General features: G+C 62.1%; 19 protein-coding genes. 3 read left to right on the top strand and 16 right to left on the bottom strand.

The window, feature by feature from the left end; genetic code table 11:
- Positions 1-37 precede the first annotated feature (37 nt).
- The 11 genes from Q5Y75_RS00160 to Q5Y75_RS00110 all read right to left on the bottom strand — a co-directional run bounded on the left by Q5Y75_RS00160 (position 38) and on the right by Q5Y75_RS00110 (position 10,429).
- Entirely contained in the window at positions 38-475 is a 438-nt protein-coding gene (locus Q5Y75_RS00160) for a VOC family protein (protein WP_306193326.1), read from the bottom strand.
- A 56-nt stretch (positions 476-531) separates the two neighbouring features.
- Positions 532-1,320, bottom strand: coding sequence for a crotonase/enoyl-CoA hydratase family protein (locus Q5Y75_RS00155; protein WP_306193325.1), 789 nt, complete (start codon positions 1,318-1,320; stop codon positions 532-534).
- 9 nt (positions 1,321-1,329) lie between these two features.
- A complete protein-coding gene (locus tag Q5Y75_RS00150) occupies positions 1,330-1,845 on the bottom strand; it encodes a P-loop nucleotide/nucleoside kinase family protein (protein ID WP_306193324.1) in 516 nt (171 codons plus the stop codon).
- Positions 1,846-2,700 (bottom strand): hydroxymethylglutaryl-CoA lyase, encoded by an 855-nt coding sequence (locus Q5Y75_RS00145; RefSeq protein WP_306193323.1) that lies wholly within the window; start codon positions 2,698-2,700, stop codon positions 1,846-1,848. It lies immediately after the preceding gene.
- Between the two features lie 85 nt (positions 2,701-2,785).
- Positions 2,786-4,717 carry an acetyl/propionyl/methylcrotonyl-CoA carboxylase subunit alpha gene (locus tag Q5Y75_RS00140; RefSeq protein ID WP_306193322.1) on the bottom strand — a complete coding sequence of 644 codons (1,932 nt, stop codon included), beginning with the start codon at positions 4,715-4,717 and terminating at the stop codon, positions 2,786-2,788.
- Positions 4,710-5,213 (bottom strand): O-acetyl-ADP-ribose deacetylase, encoded by a 504-nt coding sequence (locus Q5Y75_RS00135; protein WP_306193321.1) that lies wholly within the window; start codon positions 5,211-5,213, stop codon positions 4,710-4,712. The genes Q5Y75_RS00140 and Q5Y75_RS00135 overlap by 8 nt, the downstream gene beginning before the upstream one ends.
- 45 nt (positions 5,214-5,258) lie before the next feature.
- The gene (locus Q5Y75_RS00130) at positions 5,259-5,690 is read right to left on the bottom strand and encodes an ASCH domain-containing protein (RefSeq protein ID WP_306193320.1); all 432 of its coding nucleotides are present in this window, start codon (positions 5,688-5,690) and stop codon (positions 5,259-5,261) included.
- Positions 5,691-5,695: 5 nt separating this feature from the next.
- Positions 5,696-6,364, bottom strand: coding sequence for a hypothetical protein (locus tag Q5Y75_RS00125; protein ID WP_306193319.1), 669 nt, complete (start codon positions 6,362-6,364; stop codon positions 5,696-5,698).
- A gap of 5 nt (positions 6,365-6,369) precedes the next feature.
- Positions 6,370-7,974: a carboxyl transferase domain-containing protein gene (locus Q5Y75_RS00120; protein ID WP_306193318.1), complete on the bottom strand. Its 1,605-nt coding sequence runs from the start codon at positions 7,972-7,974 to the stop codon at positions 6,370-6,372.
- Positions 7,971-8,906 (bottom strand): hypothetical protein, encoded by a 936-nt coding sequence (locus Q5Y75_RS00115; RefSeq protein WP_306193317.1) that lies wholly within the window; start codon positions 8,904-8,906, stop codon positions 7,971-7,973. Before Q5Y75_RS00115 ends, Q5Y75_RS00120 begins: the two co-directional genes overlap by 4 nt.
- Positions 8,903-10,429 carry an AMP-binding protein gene (locus Q5Y75_RS00110; RefSeq protein ID WP_306193316.1) on the bottom strand — a complete coding sequence of 509 codons (1,527 nt, stop codon included), beginning with the start codon at positions 10,427-10,429 and terminating at the stop codon, positions 8,903-8,905. The genes Q5Y75_RS00115 and Q5Y75_RS00110 overlap by 4 nt, the downstream gene beginning before the upstream one ends.
- Before the next feature lie 139 nt (positions 10,430-10,568).
- Here Q5Y75_RS00110 and Q5Y75_RS00105 point away from each other — a divergent pair, with 139 nt between their 5' ends.
- Complete coding sequence (locus Q5Y75_RS00105) at positions 10,569-11,174, top strand: OmpW/AlkL family protein (RefSeq protein WP_306193315.1); 606 nt, start codon at positions 10,569-10,571, stop codon at positions 11,172-11,174.
- A gap of 30 nt (positions 11,175-11,204) precedes the next feature.
- Here Q5Y75_RS00105 and Q5Y75_RS00100 read toward each other — a convergent pair whose 3' ends face one another.
- The 5 genes from Q5Y75_RS00100 to Q5Y75_RS00080 form a co-directional block, all read right to left on the bottom strand.
- Entirely contained in the window at positions 11,205-11,708 is a 504-nt protein-coding gene (locus Q5Y75_RS00100; RefSeq protein WP_306193314.1) for a lysozyme inhibitor LprI family protein, read from the bottom strand.
- Positions 11,708-12,868 carry an acyl-CoA dehydrogenase family protein gene (locus Q5Y75_RS00095; protein ID WP_306193313.1) on the bottom strand — a complete coding sequence of 387 codons (1,161 nt, stop codon included), beginning with the start codon at positions 12,866-12,868 and terminating at the stop codon, positions 11,708-11,710. The genes Q5Y75_RS00100 and Q5Y75_RS00095 overlap by 1 nt, the downstream gene beginning before the upstream one ends.
- A gap of 90 nt (positions 12,869-12,958) precedes the next feature.
- Complete coding sequence (locus tag Q5Y75_RS00090) at positions 12,959-13,438, bottom strand: hypothetical protein (RefSeq protein WP_306193312.1); 480 nt, start codon at positions 13,436-13,438, stop codon at positions 12,959-12,961.
- Positions 13,439-13,488: 50 nt separating this feature from the next.
- Entirely contained in the window at positions 13,489-14,682 is a 1,194-nt protein-coding gene (locus tag Q5Y75_RS00085) for a DegT/DnrJ/EryC1/StrS family aminotransferase (RefSeq protein WP_306193311.1), read from the bottom strand.
- Positions 14,683-14,713: 31 nt separating this feature from the next.
- Positions 14,714-15,409, bottom strand: coding sequence for an HAD-IA family hydrolase (locus tag Q5Y75_RS00080; protein ID WP_306193310.1), 696 nt, complete (start codon positions 15,407-15,409; stop codon positions 14,714-14,716).
- Positions 15,410-15,542: 133 nt separating this feature from the next.
- Between Q5Y75_RS00080 and glmU the strand changes: the two genes are divergently transcribed.
- Positions 15,543-16,895 carry a bifunctional UDP-N-acetylglucosamine diphosphorylase/glucosamine-1-phosphate N-acetyltransferase GlmU gene (glmU, locus tag Q5Y75_RS00075; protein WP_306193309.1) on the top strand — a complete coding sequence of 451 codons (1,353 nt, stop codon included), beginning with the start codon at positions 15,543-15,545 and terminating at the stop codon, positions 16,893-16,895.
- A 1-nt stretch (position 16,896) separates the two neighbouring features.
- The gene (gene glmS, locus Q5Y75_RS00070) at positions 16,897-18,720 is read left to right on the top strand and encodes a glutamine--fructose-6-phosphate transaminase (isomerizing) (protein ID WP_306193308.1); all 1,824 of its coding nucleotides are present in this window, start codon (positions 16,897-16,899) and stop codon (positions 18,718-18,720) included.
- Positions 18,721-18,723 lie beyond the last annotated feature (3 nt).

Genomic DNA, 18,723 nt, shown 5'->3' with positions numbered 1-18,723 from the left:
CGGGGCGATATCGCAGGGTGGTTGATGCGCCCTGCCCCTAGCTGCCATGCTCCACCAGTTCGAATGTCAGCCCCTCCGGCCCCCAGATGAACGCCATCTTGTAGCCGCGATAATCCATTTCCTTGTTGCGCATCTTTACGCCCGCCTGTTTCAACCGGGCGAGTATCGCGTCCAGATCATCGACCGCAAAAGCAAAGTGGTTGAAACCAATGGCCGAAAGGTCGCGGATATGCTCGTTCTGCGGCGAGACGGGTGAGTGATACTTCAACAATTGGATATCGAAATACGGGTCCGCCCCTTTGAGCACCATCGTGATATGTTCGGCCTCAATACCCGGAACACCAAGATATTCCTCCATGATCGGCCCGGAGATGACCTTTGTGAGCGTTTCCTCAAACCCGAGCAGGGACAGGAACTCTTTCGCGGGTTCGACCTCGTTCACGACGATTGACATGTGATTGGGTTTCAGAGGCATGAATGTCTCCTTCATTGGTGGCTGCGGGACGAGGATACCGGGTTTCTTTGGCCCCGTTATGACTTGCCGACAAACGCCGCCGGTCGGCGGTCAAAAAATGCGGCGATCCCTTCCTGCGCCTCTGCGGTCTCCCAGCGCGCGACAAGTAATTTGATGGTGGCGTCGATAACCGCGTCGTCGATGCGCGGCCCAAGACTGCGGGCCAGCGCCTTGGCCGAGGCCACGGCTCCGGGGGCGCAACTCAGATAGGGCGCAACCTCGGCTTCAACCGCCTCGCTCAGCGCATCCTCTGGCACGGCATGCGCGAGTAGACCGAGTTCAACCGCCTCTGCTGCCCCAAACAGCCGCGCGGACATGAAGACCCGCCGCGCCCGCGCTTCACCCATGCGCGCGATCACGTAAGGTCCGATCGTGGCCGGGATCAGACCCAGCCGCGTTTCGGTCAGACCCATTTTCAGGCTCTCCACCCCGATGGCCACATCACAGACCGAGGCCAGTCCGACACCGCCACCAAACGCATTGCCCTGCAGCGCGCCGATCAGCGGTTTCGGCAGCGTATTGAGCGCCTGCAGCATCTCGGCCAGCTTGCGCGCTTCGGTGAAGCGCGTGTCCCGGTCCGCCGCCATCTGCGCCTGCATCCAGCCCAGATCGCCGCCCGCGCAGAAGGATTTGCCCGCACCGGTCAGAACCACCACCCGCACAGCGTCATCCTGGGCCAGTTCCGCCGCTGCCAGTGTCAAGTCCGCGAGCATCTGGCCGGACATGGCATTGTGCTTTTCGGGTCGGTTCAGCATCAGCGTGGCGACGCCCCGGTCGTCGGTAGCTATGGAAAGGGTTTCGAACACGCCGTCCTCCTAGTTTTCTGTTTTGATCAACGCGTAAATCCGCGCGAAACTTTCATCAACTGACGTAAGCGCAGTGTCGATGCGCAGATCTGGCTGTGGCATCGGGTCATATTCACGCGCCTGCACCGACTGCCAATCCGGACCAACCCATCCGGGCAAGGCTACCTTGCGGTTTTCCACGCGGTATCGATGCGTGTCAGGATCAGAGCATATCAACTCGACATCGATGTGGCTGGCAGCGACCTCTTGTGACACAGCGCGCCACGGCGTGCGGGTCAGTTCGATCGGGTTCACATTGTCCGCGATCACGTCAAAGCCCTGCCGCAACGCCCCTTTCGCGACCGCGCGCAGCGCCGCATAGCCCCCATCAGCCAGATCATCCACCACTTGCATCTGAGATGCCTTCATCGCGGTCTCGACCTCATCCAGCCAAAGCCAGAGCGCGCCCATTTTCCGTGCCAACTGCCGGGCTATGGTTGTCTTGCCCACGCCTAGCAGGCCGGACAGGCAGATCAGCACCGGCATTCATCCCGCCCGCATGGCGCGCGCCATATCCGCCGCCTCAGCCAGAATGGCGGTGTCGAGACCGGTCTCGTAGCCCAACCGTTTCAGATGTGCCGCAACAGCCTCGGTAGCCACATTGCCTGCGGCACCCGGCGCGAAGGGGCAGCCGCCCAGACCACCCGCAGCAGCGTCAAAGACACGCACACCCATCGACAGGGAGGCATCGATATTGTCCAGCGCATGACCACCAGTGTCGTGGTAATGCCCGGCCAGCCGGGTCACCGGCACCGCCTCGCGCACCGCCAGCAGCATCCGCACGATGCTATCCGGCGTGCCTTTGCCCAGCGTATCACCCAGCGAAATCTCATAGCAGCCCAGACCAAACAGCCGGTCTGCCACCTCTGCCACTTTGTCTGGCGGGGTCGGCCCGTCATAAGGGCAATCGGTCACGCAGGACACATAGCCCCGCACCGGCAGATCGATATGGCGCGCGGCCTCCAGGATGGGTTCGAACCGCGCAATCGACTCGGCGATAGAGGCGTTGATATTGGCCTTGGAGAACCCCTCGGAAGCCGAGGCAAACACCGCGATCTCATCAGCACCGGCTGCCAGCGCATCCTCGTAGCCGCGCATGTTCGGGACCAGCGCCGCATAGCGGATGCCCTCGGCGCGAGTGATCCCGTTCAGGACCTCGCCCGACCCGGCCATCTGCGGCACGCGTTCGGGTGAGACAAAGCTGGCCATTTCGATCCGGGAAAACCCGGCCCGGCTCAGGCAGTCGACCAGCGCGATCTTCTCGGCGACCGGAATATCGCGCGCTTCGTTCTGCAACCCGTCCCGAGGTCCGACCTCGAAAATCTCGACCCGCTCGCTCATCCCGGCATCCTTCCTGCTGTCTTTGCGCGCAACATGCGCAGCGCTTGTCGGTGCAGCCTGCGCCGCGCCTTGCCGGGACGCAACCTCATTCCTCCTGCAGGCGCACCAGCGCCGCGCCGGCCTCGACCTGCGCGCCCTCGGATGACAACACCTCGGCCACCACGCCATCGCGCGCGGCCAGCAAGGCATGTTCCATCTTCATCGCCTCCAGCACCGCCAGCCGGTCCCCTTCGCGGACCTGCTGTCCGGGGGTGGCAAACACCGCCTTGACCAGACCCGGCATCGGCGCCTCGATCACATTGGTATCGCCACCGCCAGAAGCATCGCGATCCAGCGGGTCGCAATTCTCGAAGGCCAGCCCGTAGGCGTCAAACACCGTGACCGTGCTCCCGGAGAGCGCGGTCTCAGGCATCACCTGCCCGGCAATCCGCCACTGACCCTGATGGCGCGCGGCGCGGACCTGATCGGGCCCGATCTGCCAGAGCTGATGATCCTGGCCTTCGACCTGCACATCCGCCGCAATAGGCTCCCCCTGCCAGCTCAGATGCACGGCCCGGTGCAACGGAGCCCAAAGGGTGAAACCGGTGTCATCGCGTGGTTCAATCAAATCCAGTGCGCGCATCGCCGCCGCAACCACATGGCGCGGTTCGGGCTCCGCCGCGCTGACCAGTTGATCCAGATTGCGCGCGATCAGCCCGGTATCGACATCACCCGCGGCAAACCCCGCATGACATGTCAATGCACCGAGAAACCCCAGATTGGTCACGGTACCGCCCACCTGCGTCCCGCGCAGGGCGCGATCCAGCCGGGCCAGCGCCACCGCGCGGGTCGGGCCGTGCACCACCACCTTGGCGATCATCGGGTCATACCACGGGCTGATCGTATCCCCTGCCCGCACACCGCTATCGGCGCGGCACCCGTCCGGGAAGGACAGATGGGTCAGCGTTCCGGTCGCGGGCAGGAACCCCTTGGGCACATCCTCGGCATAAAGCCTTGCCTCGAAGGCATGACCGGTGATTGACAGATCCGCCTGCCGCAAGGACAGCGCCTCGCCCGAGGCCACGCGCAACTGCCAGGCGACCAGATCTATGCCGGTGATCGCCTCGGTGACCGGGTGTTCGACCTGCAGGCGGGTGTTCATCTCCATAAACCAGAACCGGTCCGGGCGCAGCCCGTCTGAGGCGTCGACGATGAATTCCACCGTGCCCGCCCCTTTATAGCCGATCGCCTCGGCCGCGCGCACGCCCGCCTGCCCCATCGCGTCGCGCATCTCAGGCGTCATCCCCGGCGCCGGGGCCTCTTCGATCACCTTCTGGTGGCGGCGTTGCAGCGAACAATCCCGCTCGAACAGATGCACCGCATGGGTGCCATCACCAAAGACCTGCACCTCGATATGGCGCGGTTTGGAGACGAATTTCTCGACCAATACGGCGTCATTTCCAAACGCAGTTCTGGCCTCGCCGCGCGCACTGTCCAGCGCCTCGGAGAACTCCTCGGGGCGCTCGACCAGCCGCATCCCCTTGCCACCCCCGCCCGCAACCGCCTTGATCAGGACCGGATACCCGATCGCATCTGCCTGCCCAGCCAGATGCCCCGGGTCCTGATTGTCGCCATGATAACCGGGCACCACCGGCACGCCTGCCTGCTCCATCAGCACCTTGGCGGCATCCTTGAGGCCCATCTTGCGGATCGCATCCGCTGATGGGCCAATGAAGGTCAGCCCCGCCGCCTCGACCAGATCAACGAAATCGGGATTCTCGCTGAGAAAGCCATATCCCGGATGGATCGCCTGCGCCCCGCTATCGAGCGCGGCCTCGATGATCACATCGCCCCTGAGATAGCTTTCCGCAGGGGCGGCGCCGCCGATTTGCACCGCCTCATCCGCCATCGCCACATGTTTGGCCGTCGCATCCACATCGGAATAGACCGCGACACAGGTCACGCCCATGCGCTGCGCGGTTTCCATGACCCGGCAGGCGATCTCGCCCCGATTGGCGATCAGGATTTTGCTAAACATTGCCTCGCTCCCAATTCTGGAAAGCATTGTTCAGGTGCTGCTCGCTGCGCGCATCGAACGCGACGAGCCTTACATCCAATCGACTACCCGCAACCGAGGTCACCGCAATCTCCGCTGCGCGGTCAGGCGGAAATCCGTAGACCCCGGTAGAGATTGCGGGGAACGCGATGCTTTGGCAGTCTTGCTCTTGCGCCAGACGCAGGCAGTTGGCGTAGCAGCGCGCCAATAGCGCGTCCTCGCCCGAGGCACCGTCGCGCCAGACAGGGCCTACCGTATGGATCACGATACGCGCGGGCAGGTCGTAGGCCCCCGTCACCTTGGCCTCTCCGGTCTCGCACCCGCCGAGACCCCGGCACTCCGCCAGCAGTTTCGGCCCGGCGACATGATGGATGGCCCCATCCACGCCCCCTCCGCCGAGCAAGGACGGGTTGGCGGCATTCACGATCGCATCCACTGGCAACTGCGTAATATCGCCCTGCACAACATGAACACTCACGCGCGCCTCCAAAACACGACAAGATCTAAGCCGAACAGAGTTTTGCTATACATCTCTCTTCTCCCCGAAATCTTCGACCAGTCGGAACCGCTCACAGATCAGTTCCATCTCGTCGGACCAGCCACCATTGCGTTCGAAATAGGCGCGGTGGTCCGCTTGCCAGCCTGCCAGGTCATCGTTCTCACCCTCGGCCAGCGCAAAGTCGGCATCCACATCGCAGAACCGGCGCTGCGTGACCTCGACGGTCTCAATCACTAGCGCCGCGTTGCCTTCCCAATCCAAAGCGATGTCACGACGCCCGACGACCGGCAGCGCATCGCCTCCCTCGCCGTAATCGCGCAAAGCGCCGCAGGTCGCGGTTTTGCGGCCTTCCCGGACCAAAGACAACAACTCGTCGCAGAGCGCTTGATTGTCACCAAAGGTGAAGGCTTCGGCGTCTGGGTACAGGGCCTTGGCTTTTGACAAAGAGAGGCTCATCCCGGTTACCACCATGATCCGCTGCGTTCGTCCTGGAGATGGGCGCGTACATAGTCTGGCAAGGGCCAGGCCTCTCGGTCCATACCGCTGATCTTGCCCATCGGCCCATCGCGATAGGCGTGCTTATAAAGCTCGGGATGAATCGTGACCTGAACCTCGGCCAACGCCGTCTCGACCTTCACCTTCGTGCGGTCGATCTCATCTGCCAGCTTCGCCTCGTCGCACTTGGTGGCGAAGATCTGCGGCAGGGAAAGATCGCCCAGAACCCGTCTGCCAACCGACAACGCGACTGCCAGCACCAGATTGCCGATCAGCCCACCCACCAGCTCCAGCGCCGAGTTCACACCGAAGCTCCAACCAAGCCAGCCGCGTTTGCCCTTTTGGGCTGCCAGTTCCGCGCGCATGCGATCAAACTCGCCAGCGAAAACCTCGCGAAACTCGCGGGCAAAGCGCGTGCGGCTGAAATCGTCGCGTCCGGCAAATATTTTGAGCACGGGTCGCACGAAATACCCGGCGTTTGATCGATCCACAAATTCCTCGAAGTTGAAGAGAAAGAAGTAATCCTCGGGGTCCGGCGAGTTGTGCACCATGTAGACTGAGATCTCTGCTCGCTTGGTGATATCCGGGGGGCGGAACTCCGGGAGACGATCAAAGATGTTTTTCTTGAGATTCATGAGCATCACATCCGGAACACGCCGAAACGTGTCTCTTCGATCGGCGCGTTCAACGCCGCGCTCAATGACAGGGCCAGCACGTCGCGGGATTTGCGCGGGTCGATGATGCCGTCATCCCAGAGCCGGGCCGAGGCGTAGAGTGGGTGAGATTGTTCCTCGAACATCTCGATGGTGGGGCGTTTGAACTCGGCTTCCTCTTCAGGGGACCATGTGCCGCCCTGCCGCTCGATCCCGTCGCGTTTGACGGTGGCCAAAACCCCTGCCGCTTGTTCGCCGCCCATGACCGAGATACGGCTATTGGGCCAGGTCCAAAGGAAACGCGGCTGATAGGCGCGCCCCGCCATGCCGTAATTGCCAGCCCCGAATGACCCGCCCACCAGCATGGTGATCTTGGGCACATTGGTCGAGGCCACCGCCGTCACCATCTTGGCCCCGTGCCGCGCGATGCCTTCGTTTTCGTATTTGCGCCCCACCATGAAACCGGTGATGTTCTGCAGAAACACCAGCGGGATTTTCCGCTGAGAACACAGCTCCACGAAATGCGCGCCTTTCTGCGCGGCTTCAGAAAACAGAACGCCGTTATTGGCGATGATCCCGATGGGGCAACCTTTGAGATGCGCAAACCCGGTCACCAGCGTCTCGCCAAAGCGCGGCTTGAACTCATCAAAACGCGAGCCGTCGACCAGACGTGCGATCACCTCGCGGATGTCATAGGGCGTGCGCAGGTCCGCCGGGACCACGCCGAGGATTTCTTCGGGATCAAAGGCCGGGTCCTCGGGGCTGGCCCAATCCACGGTCTGAGGCCTACGGCGATTGAGGCTTTGGACCGCGCGTCGGGCCAGCGCCAGGGCATGGGCGTCATCCTCGGCCAGATAATCCGCCACGCCGGACAGGCGTGTATGCACATCGCCACCGCCAAGGTCTTCGGCGCTCACCACCTCCCCTGTCGCGGCCTTGACCAGAGGCGGACCGGCGAGGAAGATCGTGCCCTGCTCTCTCACGATGATCGTTACATCGGACATGGCCGGAACATAGGCCCCGCCCGCCGTGCAGGAGCCCATGACCACCGCGATCTGAGGGATGCCCTTGGCGCTCATCCGCGCCTGATTATAGAAGATGCGGCCAAAGTGGTCGCGGTCGGGAAAGACCTCATCCTGATTGGGCAGGTTCGCCCCGCCTGAATCCACGAGGTAGATGCAGGGCAGATGGTTTTCCTCAGCAATCTCCTGCGCGCGCAGGTGTTTCTTGACCGTCATCGGATAATAAGTGCCGCCCTTCACCGTGGCGTCGTTACAGACCACCATGACCTCGTGGCCCTGCACCCGTCCAATGCCAGCCACAACCCCCGCACAGGGGGCCGCGCCACCATACATCCCGTACGCCGCCGTCGCGCCGATTTCGAGGAAGGGAGAGCCCGGATCGAGCAGGTTCGCCACCCGCCTGCGCGGCAGCATCTTGCCCCGACCCTCATGCCGCGCGCGGGATTTCTCGCCCCCTCCCATGCGGGCAGCTTCTGCAGCCTCTGCAATTTGAGACAAGGCGTCGAGATGGGCTGCATGGTTCGCTTTGAACCCATCGGAGGACGGCATTGCTTTGGATGTAAGCTTCAATTTCTCTCACCCTCTCGATAGTTTGCGGTCTCTGTCAAACGAATACGAAACGGATGGCTTTTAGCCATATTTATGAGTGGCAAGGTCACACTGAGTTCTTTGGTATCTTCGTGCCATCCAAGCCTCACTTGTTGCAGCAACGTCATTAGTGCAGCAGCACTCAGTATCGCTTTGCAATCATTCTCGAAATTCAACTCTTCGAAGGAGATGGTCGACTGCTCTTGCCGCTGCCCGGGCACCAGTTTGATAGCCAGTTCTGTCCAATGCAACGCCGAAGAAATCTCGGGCAATAAATCGACTCCGTCCTCAGTTCGAATACGAGCCGGTTGTCCCTCAACCGGCCGCAACATACGGCTATGTTTGTATGCGTTGATAGCCGAACGATCTTTGATGAAATTTGCTTCTCCCACGGCGAAATCGACATAGGATTTCAATTCGTCAGGCGGATTGCTTTCCCTGAAGAGCATATAGCCGAACCATTCATCGAACGAACCGCTGACGCTAAAGGGCGAGTAATCTCTCGTATTCGGCACTTCTCTTTGAGCAATTTTTTCAACCAACTCCGTGAGTGCTCGGTTCCTAAGTCGAACCGCCACCGCTGGAGTGGGACCAAACGGATAACCCGAAGCTAGCAAGACAAGCAGGCTTTCCGACGACATGTAACGAAGCATCCGAGAAAACGTCGCCCGAAATGTATCAAACTCCGTTTCGTCAGACACAAGTTCATAGCGTTCGTGCTCTTCACTTGTGTCCGAATACCTGTCTAGCCAGTCTCCATCGGAAGGTGCTTCCATCTGCTGTAACGCACGCAGATACCAAGATGGGTCAAACGAACGATAGAATTGACGTTCGATATGGCAAAGATTGGTGGTGTACTGCGGAAAACGCTTTTCCCAAATTTTGAGCTGGTTATCGTTCTCGGGCGGTCTCATGCTTCCGTTCCTCGTGCCGCCATCCGCTTCAGTGCTTTCCGGATCACCTTCCCAGTGACCGTCATCGGCAGTTCCTCCAGAAACGCCACCTCGCGCGGGTAGGAGTACTGCGCCAGACGGTCTTTGACCCAATCCTGCAACTCCGCGCCCGAGGCCTTGGCCTCCGGTTTCAGAACCACATAGGCTTTCACGATCTCGGTCCTGAGCGGGTCGGGTTTGCCGACCACACCCACTGTCGCCACCGCCGGGTGGGTCAGCAGGCAATCTTCGATCTCGGCGGGGCCGATGCGGTAGCCGGACGAGGTGATCACGTCATCCTCGCGGCCCACGAAGCGCAAATAGTCGCCCTCCCAGATGCCCCGGTCGCCGGTGATCAGCCACTCGCCCCGGAATTTCTTGGCGGTAGCCTGCGGGTTGTTCCAGTATTCCAGAAGCATCGAGGCTGAGCCGCGCCGGATCGCCACGTCGCCCTCTTCACGCGTTTTCGCGCCCGTGTCGTCGATCACCGCCACCTCATGCCCCGGCACCACTTTGCCGATGCAGCCGGGCTGGGCGGGGAAATCCTCGGCGCAGGAGGAGACGACCATGTTGCATTCGGTCTGGCCGTAGAATTCGTTGATGGTCAGCCCGAAGGCCTTCTGCCCCCAGGCCAGCATCTCCGCCCCCAGCGGCTCGCCGCCCGAGGCGACCGAGCGCAGGCCGGGAATGGCCTGATCCGCCGCCTTGAGCATCCGCAGCGCGGTGGGCGGGAAGAAGACGTTGCGCACGCCGCCTTGCGCGATCACATCGGCGCAGGCCTGCGGGCTGAACTTGTCGAGCCGCGCGGCCACCACCGGAATGCCCAGCGCCAGGCCCGGCATCAGCAGGTCAAAAAGCCCACCGATCCAGGCCCAATCGGCGGGCGTCCACAGGCAATCGCCCGCGCGCAGGTGATTGTGGCTGATCGAAACGCCCGGTAGATGGCCGGTCAATACGCGATGCCCATGCAGCGCGCCTTTGGGTTTGCCGGTGGTGCCCGACGTATAGATCAGCACTGCCGGGTCCTCCGGCCCGGTCACGGCGCGGGCCACGGGTGGACCGTCCTGGCCGATCTCTGAGGCGATCAGCGGCGTTGCCAAACCGCCCAGCAGCGCGGCCCCGCCAGGGTCTGTCAGGACGAGGGACAACCCGGCATCCCGAACCCGGCTGCGCAGCGCGTCCTGCTGAAAGAGCTTGAACAGCGGCACCGAGATCGCGCCCAGCGTCCAGATCGCCAGATGCGCGGCCGCACAGCAGGGCGACTGACCCAGCAGCACGCCAACCCGGTCGCCGCGCTGAACCTGCGGTGCCAGAGCGCGCGCGATGCCATCACCCATGGCTGTGAGTTCGCCATAACAGATATCGCGCCGCTGAGCTTCGGTCAGGTCGATGATCGCCACCTGATCCGCAGGCTGCGACAGGCACTGGTCAGCCATGTTCAACCGGTCTGGCAGGTCCCAGCTACCGTCGGGGCGCAAACCAGCTATGCGCCTATCGGAACCCATCGCATCCCCCTGCATTCATTGACGATTTGCCGCAGAAGCGCGTGAGGCAAAACGCATTTTCTTGATCCAGATCAGGGCGTTTCTGCGTCGCAGCAGGGAAACTCCGCCCATCACCCAAATCAATGACAAGAGACGAACAATGAAACTCAGAACTGCCGTTTTGACATCCGCTGTCGCCATGGCCGCCATCGCCGGTCCCGCCCTTGCGCAATCGCAGGGCGATTGGACGGTTGGTGTCGGGGTCGGCTATCTCGACCCGAAATCCGACAACGGGACCGTTGCCGGTGCCGAATTGAGTGTCGATTCCGACACCCGCCCGATCTTTACCGCAGAATACTTCATCCGCGACAATCTGGGCATCGAACTGCTGGCCGCGACCCCGTTCGATCACGATCTGTCGCTGTCCGGCATCGGCAAGATCGGCAGCACCAAGCACCTGCCGCCCACGCTGTCGCTGAACTATCACTTCCCGACCCAGTCCAAGTTCACGCCTTATGTGGGCGCGGGCCTGAACTACACGATCTTCTTCGACGAGAGCTCGCCGCTGGGCGATTTGGAGATCGACAATTCCTGGGGTATCTCGCTGCAGGCCGGTGTTGACTACCAGATCACCGATGCAGGCGCGGTACGTCTGAACGTGCGCTGGTTCGACATCGATTCCGACGTCAAACTGGACGGCACCAAGATCGGCGAGGCCGAGATCGACCCCTGGCTGGTTGGCGTGTCTTACGTGCACCGGTTCTGAGCCGTTGATCCTTGCGGGCGTGGTCATGGGTCAATTCCCCAGCCACGCCCGTTCAAGATAGATCGCCTGATCTGCGGTCAGCCGCAGCAGGCAGTTTAGCCCGGCAGGTCCGGTGCCGCTGCCGCCGCCCCATTGCGACATCTCGAAATCGCAGGTCGTATCGCGATAGGCGATCCATTTGCGCTGCATCTCGCGCAGCGCCGGGGTGATCTTTGGGGCGCTGGTGCCCCATTTTTCCGCCTCTTCATCCGAGGCCTGCGCCTTAGCCAGCAAGGTGCCATAAGCCGCATTCAGCCAGCCATCCCACTGCTTGACCTCCTGATCGAGGCAAGAGCTCATGCCCACCGTGGTCTCACCTCCGGGACTGTTGGCCATGCAGGCGTCGGCCGCTTTGCCCGCGCAGGCTCGACGTGCGGCCGGGTCGGCGGTGGCGGCCAAACAGGATTGCGTCGGCGCGATCGAGAAGTTCAGGTCTTGGGCCTGCGCAGTTGCTACCGAACCGAGCAGGACCACTGCAGCCAGAATCCGACGCATCACATAGCCCCCATCAATTCGCGACCGACCAGCATTCGGCGGATTTCGGAGGTGCCCGCCCCGATCTCCATCAGCTTGGCGTCGCGGAAGATGCGGCTGACCGGCGCGTCGGCCAGAAAGCCCGCCCCGCCCAGCGCCTGCACCGCCTGATGCGCCTGCGTCATCGCCTGTTCACTGGCATAAAGACAACAGGCGGCGGCGTCCTGGCGGGTCACGTCGCCCCGGTCGCAGGCCTTGGCGACCTCATAGACATAGGCGCGCGACGAATTCATCGCAGTGTACATGTCCGCGATCTTGCCCTGCATCAGCTGGAAATTCCCGATCGACTGGCCGAACTGCTTGCGCTCCACCATATAAGGCATGACCTCATCCATGCAGCTTGCGATGATACCCGGCCCGATGGCCGCCAATACCACGCGTTCGTAGTCGAGCCCCGACATCAGCACCTGAACGCCCTTGCCCTCTTCGCCCAGCACATTCTCAAACGGCACTTCGACATCCTCGAAGATCAGCTCGGCGGTGTTCGAGCCGCGCATGCCCAGCTTGTCGAAATGGGGCGAGGTCGAAAAACCCGCCATCTCTTTCTCGATCAGAAAGGCGGTGATGCCCTTGGGGCCAGCCTCGGGGTCGGTCTTGGCATAGACCACCAGCGTGTCGGCATCGGGTCCGTTGGTGATCCAGTATTTGTTGCCGTTCAGCCGATAATGGTCATTGCGCTTCTCGGCGCGCAGCTTCATCGAGACCACATCGGACCCCGCCCCTGCCTCAGACATGGCCAGCGCGCCCACATTCTCGCCCGAAAGCAGGCCCGGCAGGTATTTGCGTTTCTGCGCCTCGGTGCCGTTCAGGTTGATCTGGTTCACACACAGGTTCGAATGCGCGCCATAAGACAACGAGACCGAGGCGCTGGCCCGCGCGATTTCTTCCACCGCGACCGAATGGGCCAGATAGCCCATCCCCGCGCCGCCATATTCTTCGGAAACCGTGATACCCAGAAGGCCCAGCTCGCCCATTTCGCGCCAAAGCTCGTTGGGGAAGCTGTTGGAGGCGTCGATCTCGCCCGCCATTGGGCGAACCCGTTCCTGCGCCCAGCGATGGACCAACTCGCGCAGGGCATTCACATCCTCACCCAGGTCGAATTTCATGGTCGCGTTGAACATCACCGGCCTCCCTTCCGATTATTGAACGGATGTTCATATAACACCCGCAAATGCGCCCGTCAAAGAAGAATTGAACATGCGTTCAGAACATCATGACAGCTTCGATTTGATCTTCTTCCAGAGCACGGGCCACGCAGCGAGCAGCATCACGAATCCCGCCGTACCGACATTCACCGGCGGCGGGGGCGGCAATTGCCCCGGCACGTTGACCTTCACCTGCGCATAATGCTGCTGCATCTCTTTCACGGCAGCGCGACCAAGACGCTGCACATTGGTGTGCAATTCCTGGCGCTGCTTCAGCCGCTTCTCGCGCTCGATTTTCAGGGCTTCGATCTTGGTATCGATCTGCAGGATACCGGCATCGAGTTTCTCGATGGCATCCTCACCCTTCTTCGCGTTCTTGATCGCGGCAACCACTTTGGTTTCCGCCTGCTTCACCAAAGTCAGCGCCAGCTTGCGCTTTTTCACCTCTTCGGCGAATTTCTTCTTTTCATCGGCCTTTGCGGTGGTGACCTTGATCTTTTCCTTCTTGTGATCAACGGATTTCCCGCCGCGCTGCGGTTTTGCCATGATAAAAGCTCCCTCAAATGAGGGCAGCCTAACATGTTCGCCGGGCGGCGCTAGGCCGCGTTATGGGCGCGTGTCACTTCCGAACGGATGATCCGCGCGATCAGCGCGCAATCCTCGGCACTGAAGGTCAGCGGCACGCGCATATCGACAATGCCCGCCAGAACCCGGTCTGTTTTGGGCATCGGTTCGGAAGGCGCATAGCGCCAGCTGTCATAGCGCGAGGTAAAGGCCACCGGCTCCGGCGCGCCGAACCATTTCAGCTCGACCCCGCGCGCGGCACAGCGATCAATCACATCACACAGCGCCTTATCCTGCCAGTCGAGCAGCAGAAACTGGATCGACGAGCCCACATAGCTTTCTTCCTCGGGCCGCTCGATTACCGTTAGACCCGGCGTGTCGCGCAGCCCCTGCTCCAGAGCGCGGTAGCGGTCATTCCAGCGCGCCACCTGCCGGTCCAGATCGCGCAATTGTGGGCGCAGGATCGCGGCGCGCAGATTGTCCATCCGTCCGGAGATATTGGGGGTCACGTATTTGACCTGTTCGAACACCTCCGGCGACGGGGCCGCCTTGTGACGCCCGAAGAGCATATAGGACCCCGACAGCATCACGGCCCGCGCCGCAAGCTCTTCGTCATCGGTGACCAGCAAGCCGCCTTCGCCGGAATTCACATGTTTGTAGGTCTGGCATGAGTAACAGCCCACCGCCCCGTGTCGTCCCGAAGGCACATCGCGCCAGGCGGCCCCCATCGTGTGCGCGCAATCCTCGATCACAGTGACCTGCGCCGCATCACACATGGCCATCAACCGGTCCATATCGCAGATATGCCCGCGCATATGGCTGAGCAGCAGCACCTTGGCGCGGTCTAGCTTGGCTGCCAGATCGTCCAGATCGATGGTCAGACCTTCGGTGACGCCGACAAATTCCGGCACCGCCCCGACCGAGGCAATCGCACCGGGCACCGGGGCCAGCGTGAAGGCGTTGGACAGCACCCGGTCACCGGGCTTGACGCCCACCGCCCGCAGCGCGGTGGCCATCGCATAACCACCCGAGGCCACGGCGAGGCAGAAGCGCGCGCCAGTCTGTGCGGCAAATTCCTGTTCCAGCAGCGCGGTTTCGCCCGCTTCGCCCTCAGCCACGTTATAGCGATGCAAACGCCCATGGCGCAGCACATCCAGCGCCGCCGCGATGGCGTCTTCGGGGATAGCTTCCTGCTGGGTGAAACTGCCGGTGAATCTCTCTGTCATGCGGCGTTTGTGCAGGGCGCGCCGGACTCGGTCAAGCCCGCACGGCCTCAGTCGAAGCATCCGGATGCCCGATCAGTTCCGGCACCAGATCTGGCAGATGTGCAAAATCATGCAACAGCGCCTCGGGCTCAAGCGCCGCCATATCCTCGCCCGACGGCCCGAAAGTGACCAGAACCGAGGGCACACCAGCGGCGCGCGCGGTGTTACGGTCGGTATCGGAATCGCCCACCAGCAAGCAGTGATCCGGATGCCCGCCTGCGCGCTGTGCCGCCTCGCGCAGGGGCGCGGGATCGGGTTTGCGCACCGACAGCGTGTCGGCCCCCACCAGCGCGGCAAAGGCGTCGCGTATGCCAAGCCGCTGCAACAGCAGATCGGCATGCCCCTCGGGCTTGTTGGTACAGATACCCACGCCATAACCTGCCGTCTTCAAACGCTCGACCGCATCCATCGCCGAGGGGTAGAGGAATGTGTGCACATCGATCTTTTCGGCATAGGCCTCCAGCAAGACCGGATAATAGCTGTCCACCGTGTCCGCATCGAACTGACCGACCCGGTGCAGCCCATGCGTCAGCATCATCCGCCCGCCGCGCACGGCAATGCCCGCATCCGCGCCATGTATCAGCACATCACCATGGCCCATCATCCGGAAACAGGCATTTGCCGCCTCCAGCAGGTCGCCGGATGTGTCGGCCAGCGTGCCATCGAGATCAAATATTACCGTCCGCATCCTGCCTCCTGTCAGCGCTTATCTGCTACGCACTGTTGCAGCCCGCAATCTCATTTGATCGCACCAGCGCTTGCGCCCCTGCCCCCAGCGGATAAAACGGGCACAAGGAAAATACAAAGAGAAATCACTTTTCATGAGCAGCGCTCTCGTCATTCTTGCCGCAGGCAAGGGCACCCGGATGAACTCGGACATGCCCAAGGTCCTGCATCCCATCGCCCAGGCACCGATGCTGGTTCATGCCATGCGCGCTGGTCGCGCCCTGTCACCCGAACGTACTGTCATCGTGGCCGGACATGGGGCGGAAGCGGTGACAAAAGCCGCACTCGCCGAGGATGACGGCGCGCAGGTTGTTTTGCAGACCGAACAGCTCGGCACCGCTCATGCGGTCGATCAGGCGCGAACGGCGCTTGATGGGTTCGAGGGCGATGTGGTGGTTCTCTATGGCGATACCCCCTTCATCCGGCCGGAAACGCTGGAACGGATGATTGCCGCACGCGCCGAGAATGATCTGGTGATCCTTGGCTTTGAGGCCGCCGATCCGGCCCGCTATGGACGGCTTGTGATGAATGGCGACCGGCTGGAGCGCATTGTTGAATTCAAGGACGCAAACGAGGCCGAGCGCGCCATCACCTTCTGCAATTCCGGCCTGCTGGCCTGCGATGCGTCTACCTTGTTCGACCTGATCGCGGCGGTCGGCAATGACAATGCCTCGGGAGAGTATTACCTGACCGATGTGGTCGAACTGGCCCGCGCCCGCGATCTGAACGTTACCGCCGTAGCCTGCGACGAGGCTGAGACGCTGGGCGTGAACTCGCGCGCTGATCTGGCACAGGCGGATGCGGTGTTTCAAGCTGCCTCCCGCGGGGCGCTGCTGGAACAAGGCGTGACCTTGATGGCCCCCGAAACCGTCTATCTCGCCGCCGATACGGTGATCGGGCGTGATACGGTAATCGAGCCGAACGTGGTCTTCGGCCCCGGCGTGACGGTGGAAAGCGGCGCGCAGATCCGCGCCTTTTCGCATCTGGAGGGCTGCCATGTCAGCCGGGGCGCCGTCGTGGGCCCCTATGCCCGCCTGCGACCGGGCACCGAACTGGCCGAGGACGCCAAGGTGGGCAATTTCGTCGAGATCAAGAATGCCGAAATCGCTGAAGGCGCCAAGGTCAACCATCTGAGTTATGTGGGCGACGCCAGCATTGGCGCAAAATCCAATATCGGCGCGGGCACCATCACTTGCAATTACGATGGTTTCATGAAGCACCGAACCGAGATTGGCGAGGGTGTATTCATCGGTTCGAACACGATGCTCGTGGCCCCGGTCTCTGTCGGCGATGGCGCGATGACGGCCACGGGCACGGTGGTGACCCGCAATGTCGAGCCGGATGCGCTGGCTGTGGCGCGCGCCAAGCAGGACAACAAGCCGGGCTATGCCAAAAAACTCTTCTCCATGTTGCGGAAGAAGAAAGAAAACCTGTCGAAAGGTAGTTGAGATGTGTGGAATAGTAGGTGTTCTTGGGGATCATGAGGCCGCCCCCATACTGGTTGAGGCGCTGAAACGGCTGGAATATCGCGGCTATGACAGCGCCGGGATCGCCACTGTGAACAAGGGCGCGCTGGATCGCCGCCGCGCGGTCGGCAAGCTGGTCAATCTCAGCGACTTGCTGGTGCATGAACCTCTGCCGGGCAAATCCGGTATCGGCCATACCCGCTGGGCCACCCATGGTGCGCCCTCGGTCGGCAATGCCCACCCGCACCGCGCCGGATCGGTGGCCGTTGTGCATAACGGCATCGTCGAGAATTACCGCGAGTTGCGCGCCGAGCTGGCCGAGTACGGGATCGAGTTCCAGACCGAAACCGATACCGAAACCGTGGCTTTGCTGACCGAACATTTCCTGCGCTCGGGCCTTGACCCGGTTGCTGCGGCCAACCGCGCCATCGACAGGCTGGAGGGGGCATTTGCGCTGGCCTTCCTCTTTGATGGAGAAGAAGACTTGATCGTTGCCGCCCGCAAGGGCTCGCCGCTGGCCATCGGCCATGGTGAGGGTGAGATGTTCGTCGGCTCGGACGCGATCGCGCTGGCGCCGCTGACCGACAAGATCACCTATCTTGAGGAAGGCGACCGCGCGGTTCTGACCCGTTCTTCGCTGGAGATTCGCGATGCCCAAGGCGAGTTGGCCAACCGTGAGATGCGCACCATCGCCGCCGACCGCACCCGCACTGACAAGGCCGGGCACAAACACTTCATGGCCAAGGAAATTGCCGAGCAGCCTACGGTGATCGCCGAGGCCATCCGCGCCTACCTGCCCTCTGGCTCTGACGAAGTGCACCTGCCAGGCGAGGGGCTCGATTTCAGCCAGGTCGACCGGCTGACCATGGTGGCCTGCGGCACCGCCTATTTCGCCTGTCTGACCGCGAAATACTGGTTCGAACAACTGGCCCGCATTCCGGTTGAGGTCGATATCGCCTCAGAGTTCCGCTATCGCGAACCGCCGATCCCGGCCCGCACCGTGGCGCTGTTTGTCAGCCAGTCGGGCGAAACCGCCGACACGCTGGCCGCGCTGCGCTATTGCGAGGGCAAGGCGGACAAGATCGTCTCGGTGATTAACGTCCCCGAAAGCTCGATCGCGCGGGAAAGCCAGTTGGCGCTGGAAATCCATGCGGGTGTCGAGATTGGCGTGGCCTCGACCAAAGCCTTCACCTGCCAGCTTAGCGTATTGCTGATGTTGGCGCTGAAGGCGGCGCAGGACCGCGGCACGCTGACGCCGGAGCAGATCGCAGATCATATCTCCGCACTGCGCGGTCTGCCCGCGCTTCTGAACACCGCGCTGGACCAGGAAGACGCGATCCGCGCCGCCGCGCAGAAGCTGAGCGAGGCACGCGATGTGCTGTTTCTGGGGCGCGGCTTGATGTACCCACTGGCTCATGAAGGTGCACTCAAACTAAAGGAAATCAGCTATATACATGCCGAAGCTTACGCCTCAGGCGAGCTGAAACACGGCCCCATCGCGCTGATCGATAAGCATATGCCGGTGGTCGTGATGGCCCCGCGCGACGCGCTGTTCGACAAAAGCATCTCGAACATGCAGGAGGTGATGGCGCGCAAGGGCAAGGTGCTGCTGATCTCGGATGATGATGGCATTGCCGAGGCGCAGGACGGTGTCTGGTCGACCGTTCGGATGCCGCATTCCCATCCCAGCCTGACGCCGATCCTCTACGCGGTCCCGGCGCAGTTGCTGGCCTATCACACAGCGGTCGCCAAGGGCACCGATGTGGACCAGCCCCGCAATCTGGCGAAATCAGTAACAGTAGAGTAACCC

The organism is Ruegeria discodermiae (assembly GCF_030758345.1).
Taxonomy (GTDB): domain Bacteria; phylum Pseudomonadota; class Alphaproteobacteria; order Rhodobacterales; family Rhodobacteraceae; genus Ruegeria_C.
The sequence above is the reverse complement of the archived record's forward strand: the minus strand, read 5'-3'. Positions and strand labels throughout refer to the sequence as shown.

Bases quoted from the DNA above. Each gene is read 5' to 3' on its own strand.
- Q5Y75_RS00160 (WP_306193326.1), bottom strand. From the start codon at position 475: ATGCCTCTGAAACCCAATCACATGTCAATCGTCGTGAACGAGGTCGAA.
- Q5Y75_RS00150 (WP_306193324.1), bottom strand. From the start codon at position 1,845: ATGCCGGTGCTGATCTGCCTGTCCGGCCTGCTAGGCGTGGGCAAGACA.
- Q5Y75_RS00145 (WP_306193323.1), bottom strand. From the start codon at position 2,700: ATGAGCGAGCGGGTCGAGATTTTCGAGGTCGGACCTCGGGACGGGTTG.
- Q5Y75_RS00140 (WP_306193322.1), bottom strand. From the start codon at position 4,717: ATGTTTAGCAAAATCCTGATCGCCAATCGGGGCGAGATCGCCTGCCGG.
- Q5Y75_RS00130 (WP_306193320.1), bottom strand. From the start codon at position 5,690: ATGAGCCTCTCTTTGTCAAAAGCCAAGGCCCTGTACCCAGACGCCGAA.
- Q5Y75_RS00125 (WP_306193319.1), bottom strand. From the start codon at position 6,364: ATGAATCTCAAGAAAAACATCTTTGATCGTCTCCCGGAGTTCCGCCCC.
- Q5Y75_RS00115 (WP_306193317.1), bottom strand. From the start codon at position 8,906: ATGAGACCGCCCGAGAACGATAACCAGCTCAAAATTTGGGAAAAGCGT.
- Q5Y75_RS00110 (WP_306193316.1), bottom strand. From the start codon at position 10,429: ATGGGTTCCGATAGGCGCATAGCTGGTTTGCGCCCCGACGGTAGCTGG.
- Q5Y75_RS00105 (WP_306193315.1), top strand. From the start codon at position 10,569: ATGAAACTCAGAACTGCCGTTTTGACATCCGCTGTCGCCATGGCCGCC.
- Q5Y75_RS00100 (WP_306193314.1), bottom strand. From the start codon at position 11,708: ATGCGTCGGATTCTGGCTGCAGTGGTCCTGCTCGGTTCGGTAGCAACT.
- Q5Y75_RS00095 (WP_306193313.1), bottom strand. From the start codon at position 12,868: ATGTTCAACGCGACCATGAAATTCGACCTGGGTGAGGATGTGAATGCC.
- Q5Y75_RS00090 (WP_306193312.1), bottom strand. From the start codon at position 13,438: ATGGCAAAACCGCAGCGCGGCGGGAAATCCGTTGATCACAAGAAGGAA.
- Q5Y75_RS00085 (WP_306193311.1), bottom strand. From the start codon at position 14,682: ATGACAGAGAGATTCACCGGCAGTTTCACCCAGCAGGAAGCTATCCCC.
- Q5Y75_RS00080 (WP_306193310.1), bottom strand. From the start codon at position 15,409: ATGCGGACGGTAATATTTGATCTCGATGGCACGCTGGCCGACACATCC.
- glmU (WP_306193309.1), top strand. From the start codon at position 15,543: ATGAGCAGCGCTCTCGTCATTCTTGCCGCAGGCAAGGGCACCCGGATG.
- glmS (WP_306193308.1), top strand. From the start codon at position 16,897: ATGTGTGGAATAGTAGGTGTTCTTGGGGATCATGAGGCCGCCCCCATA.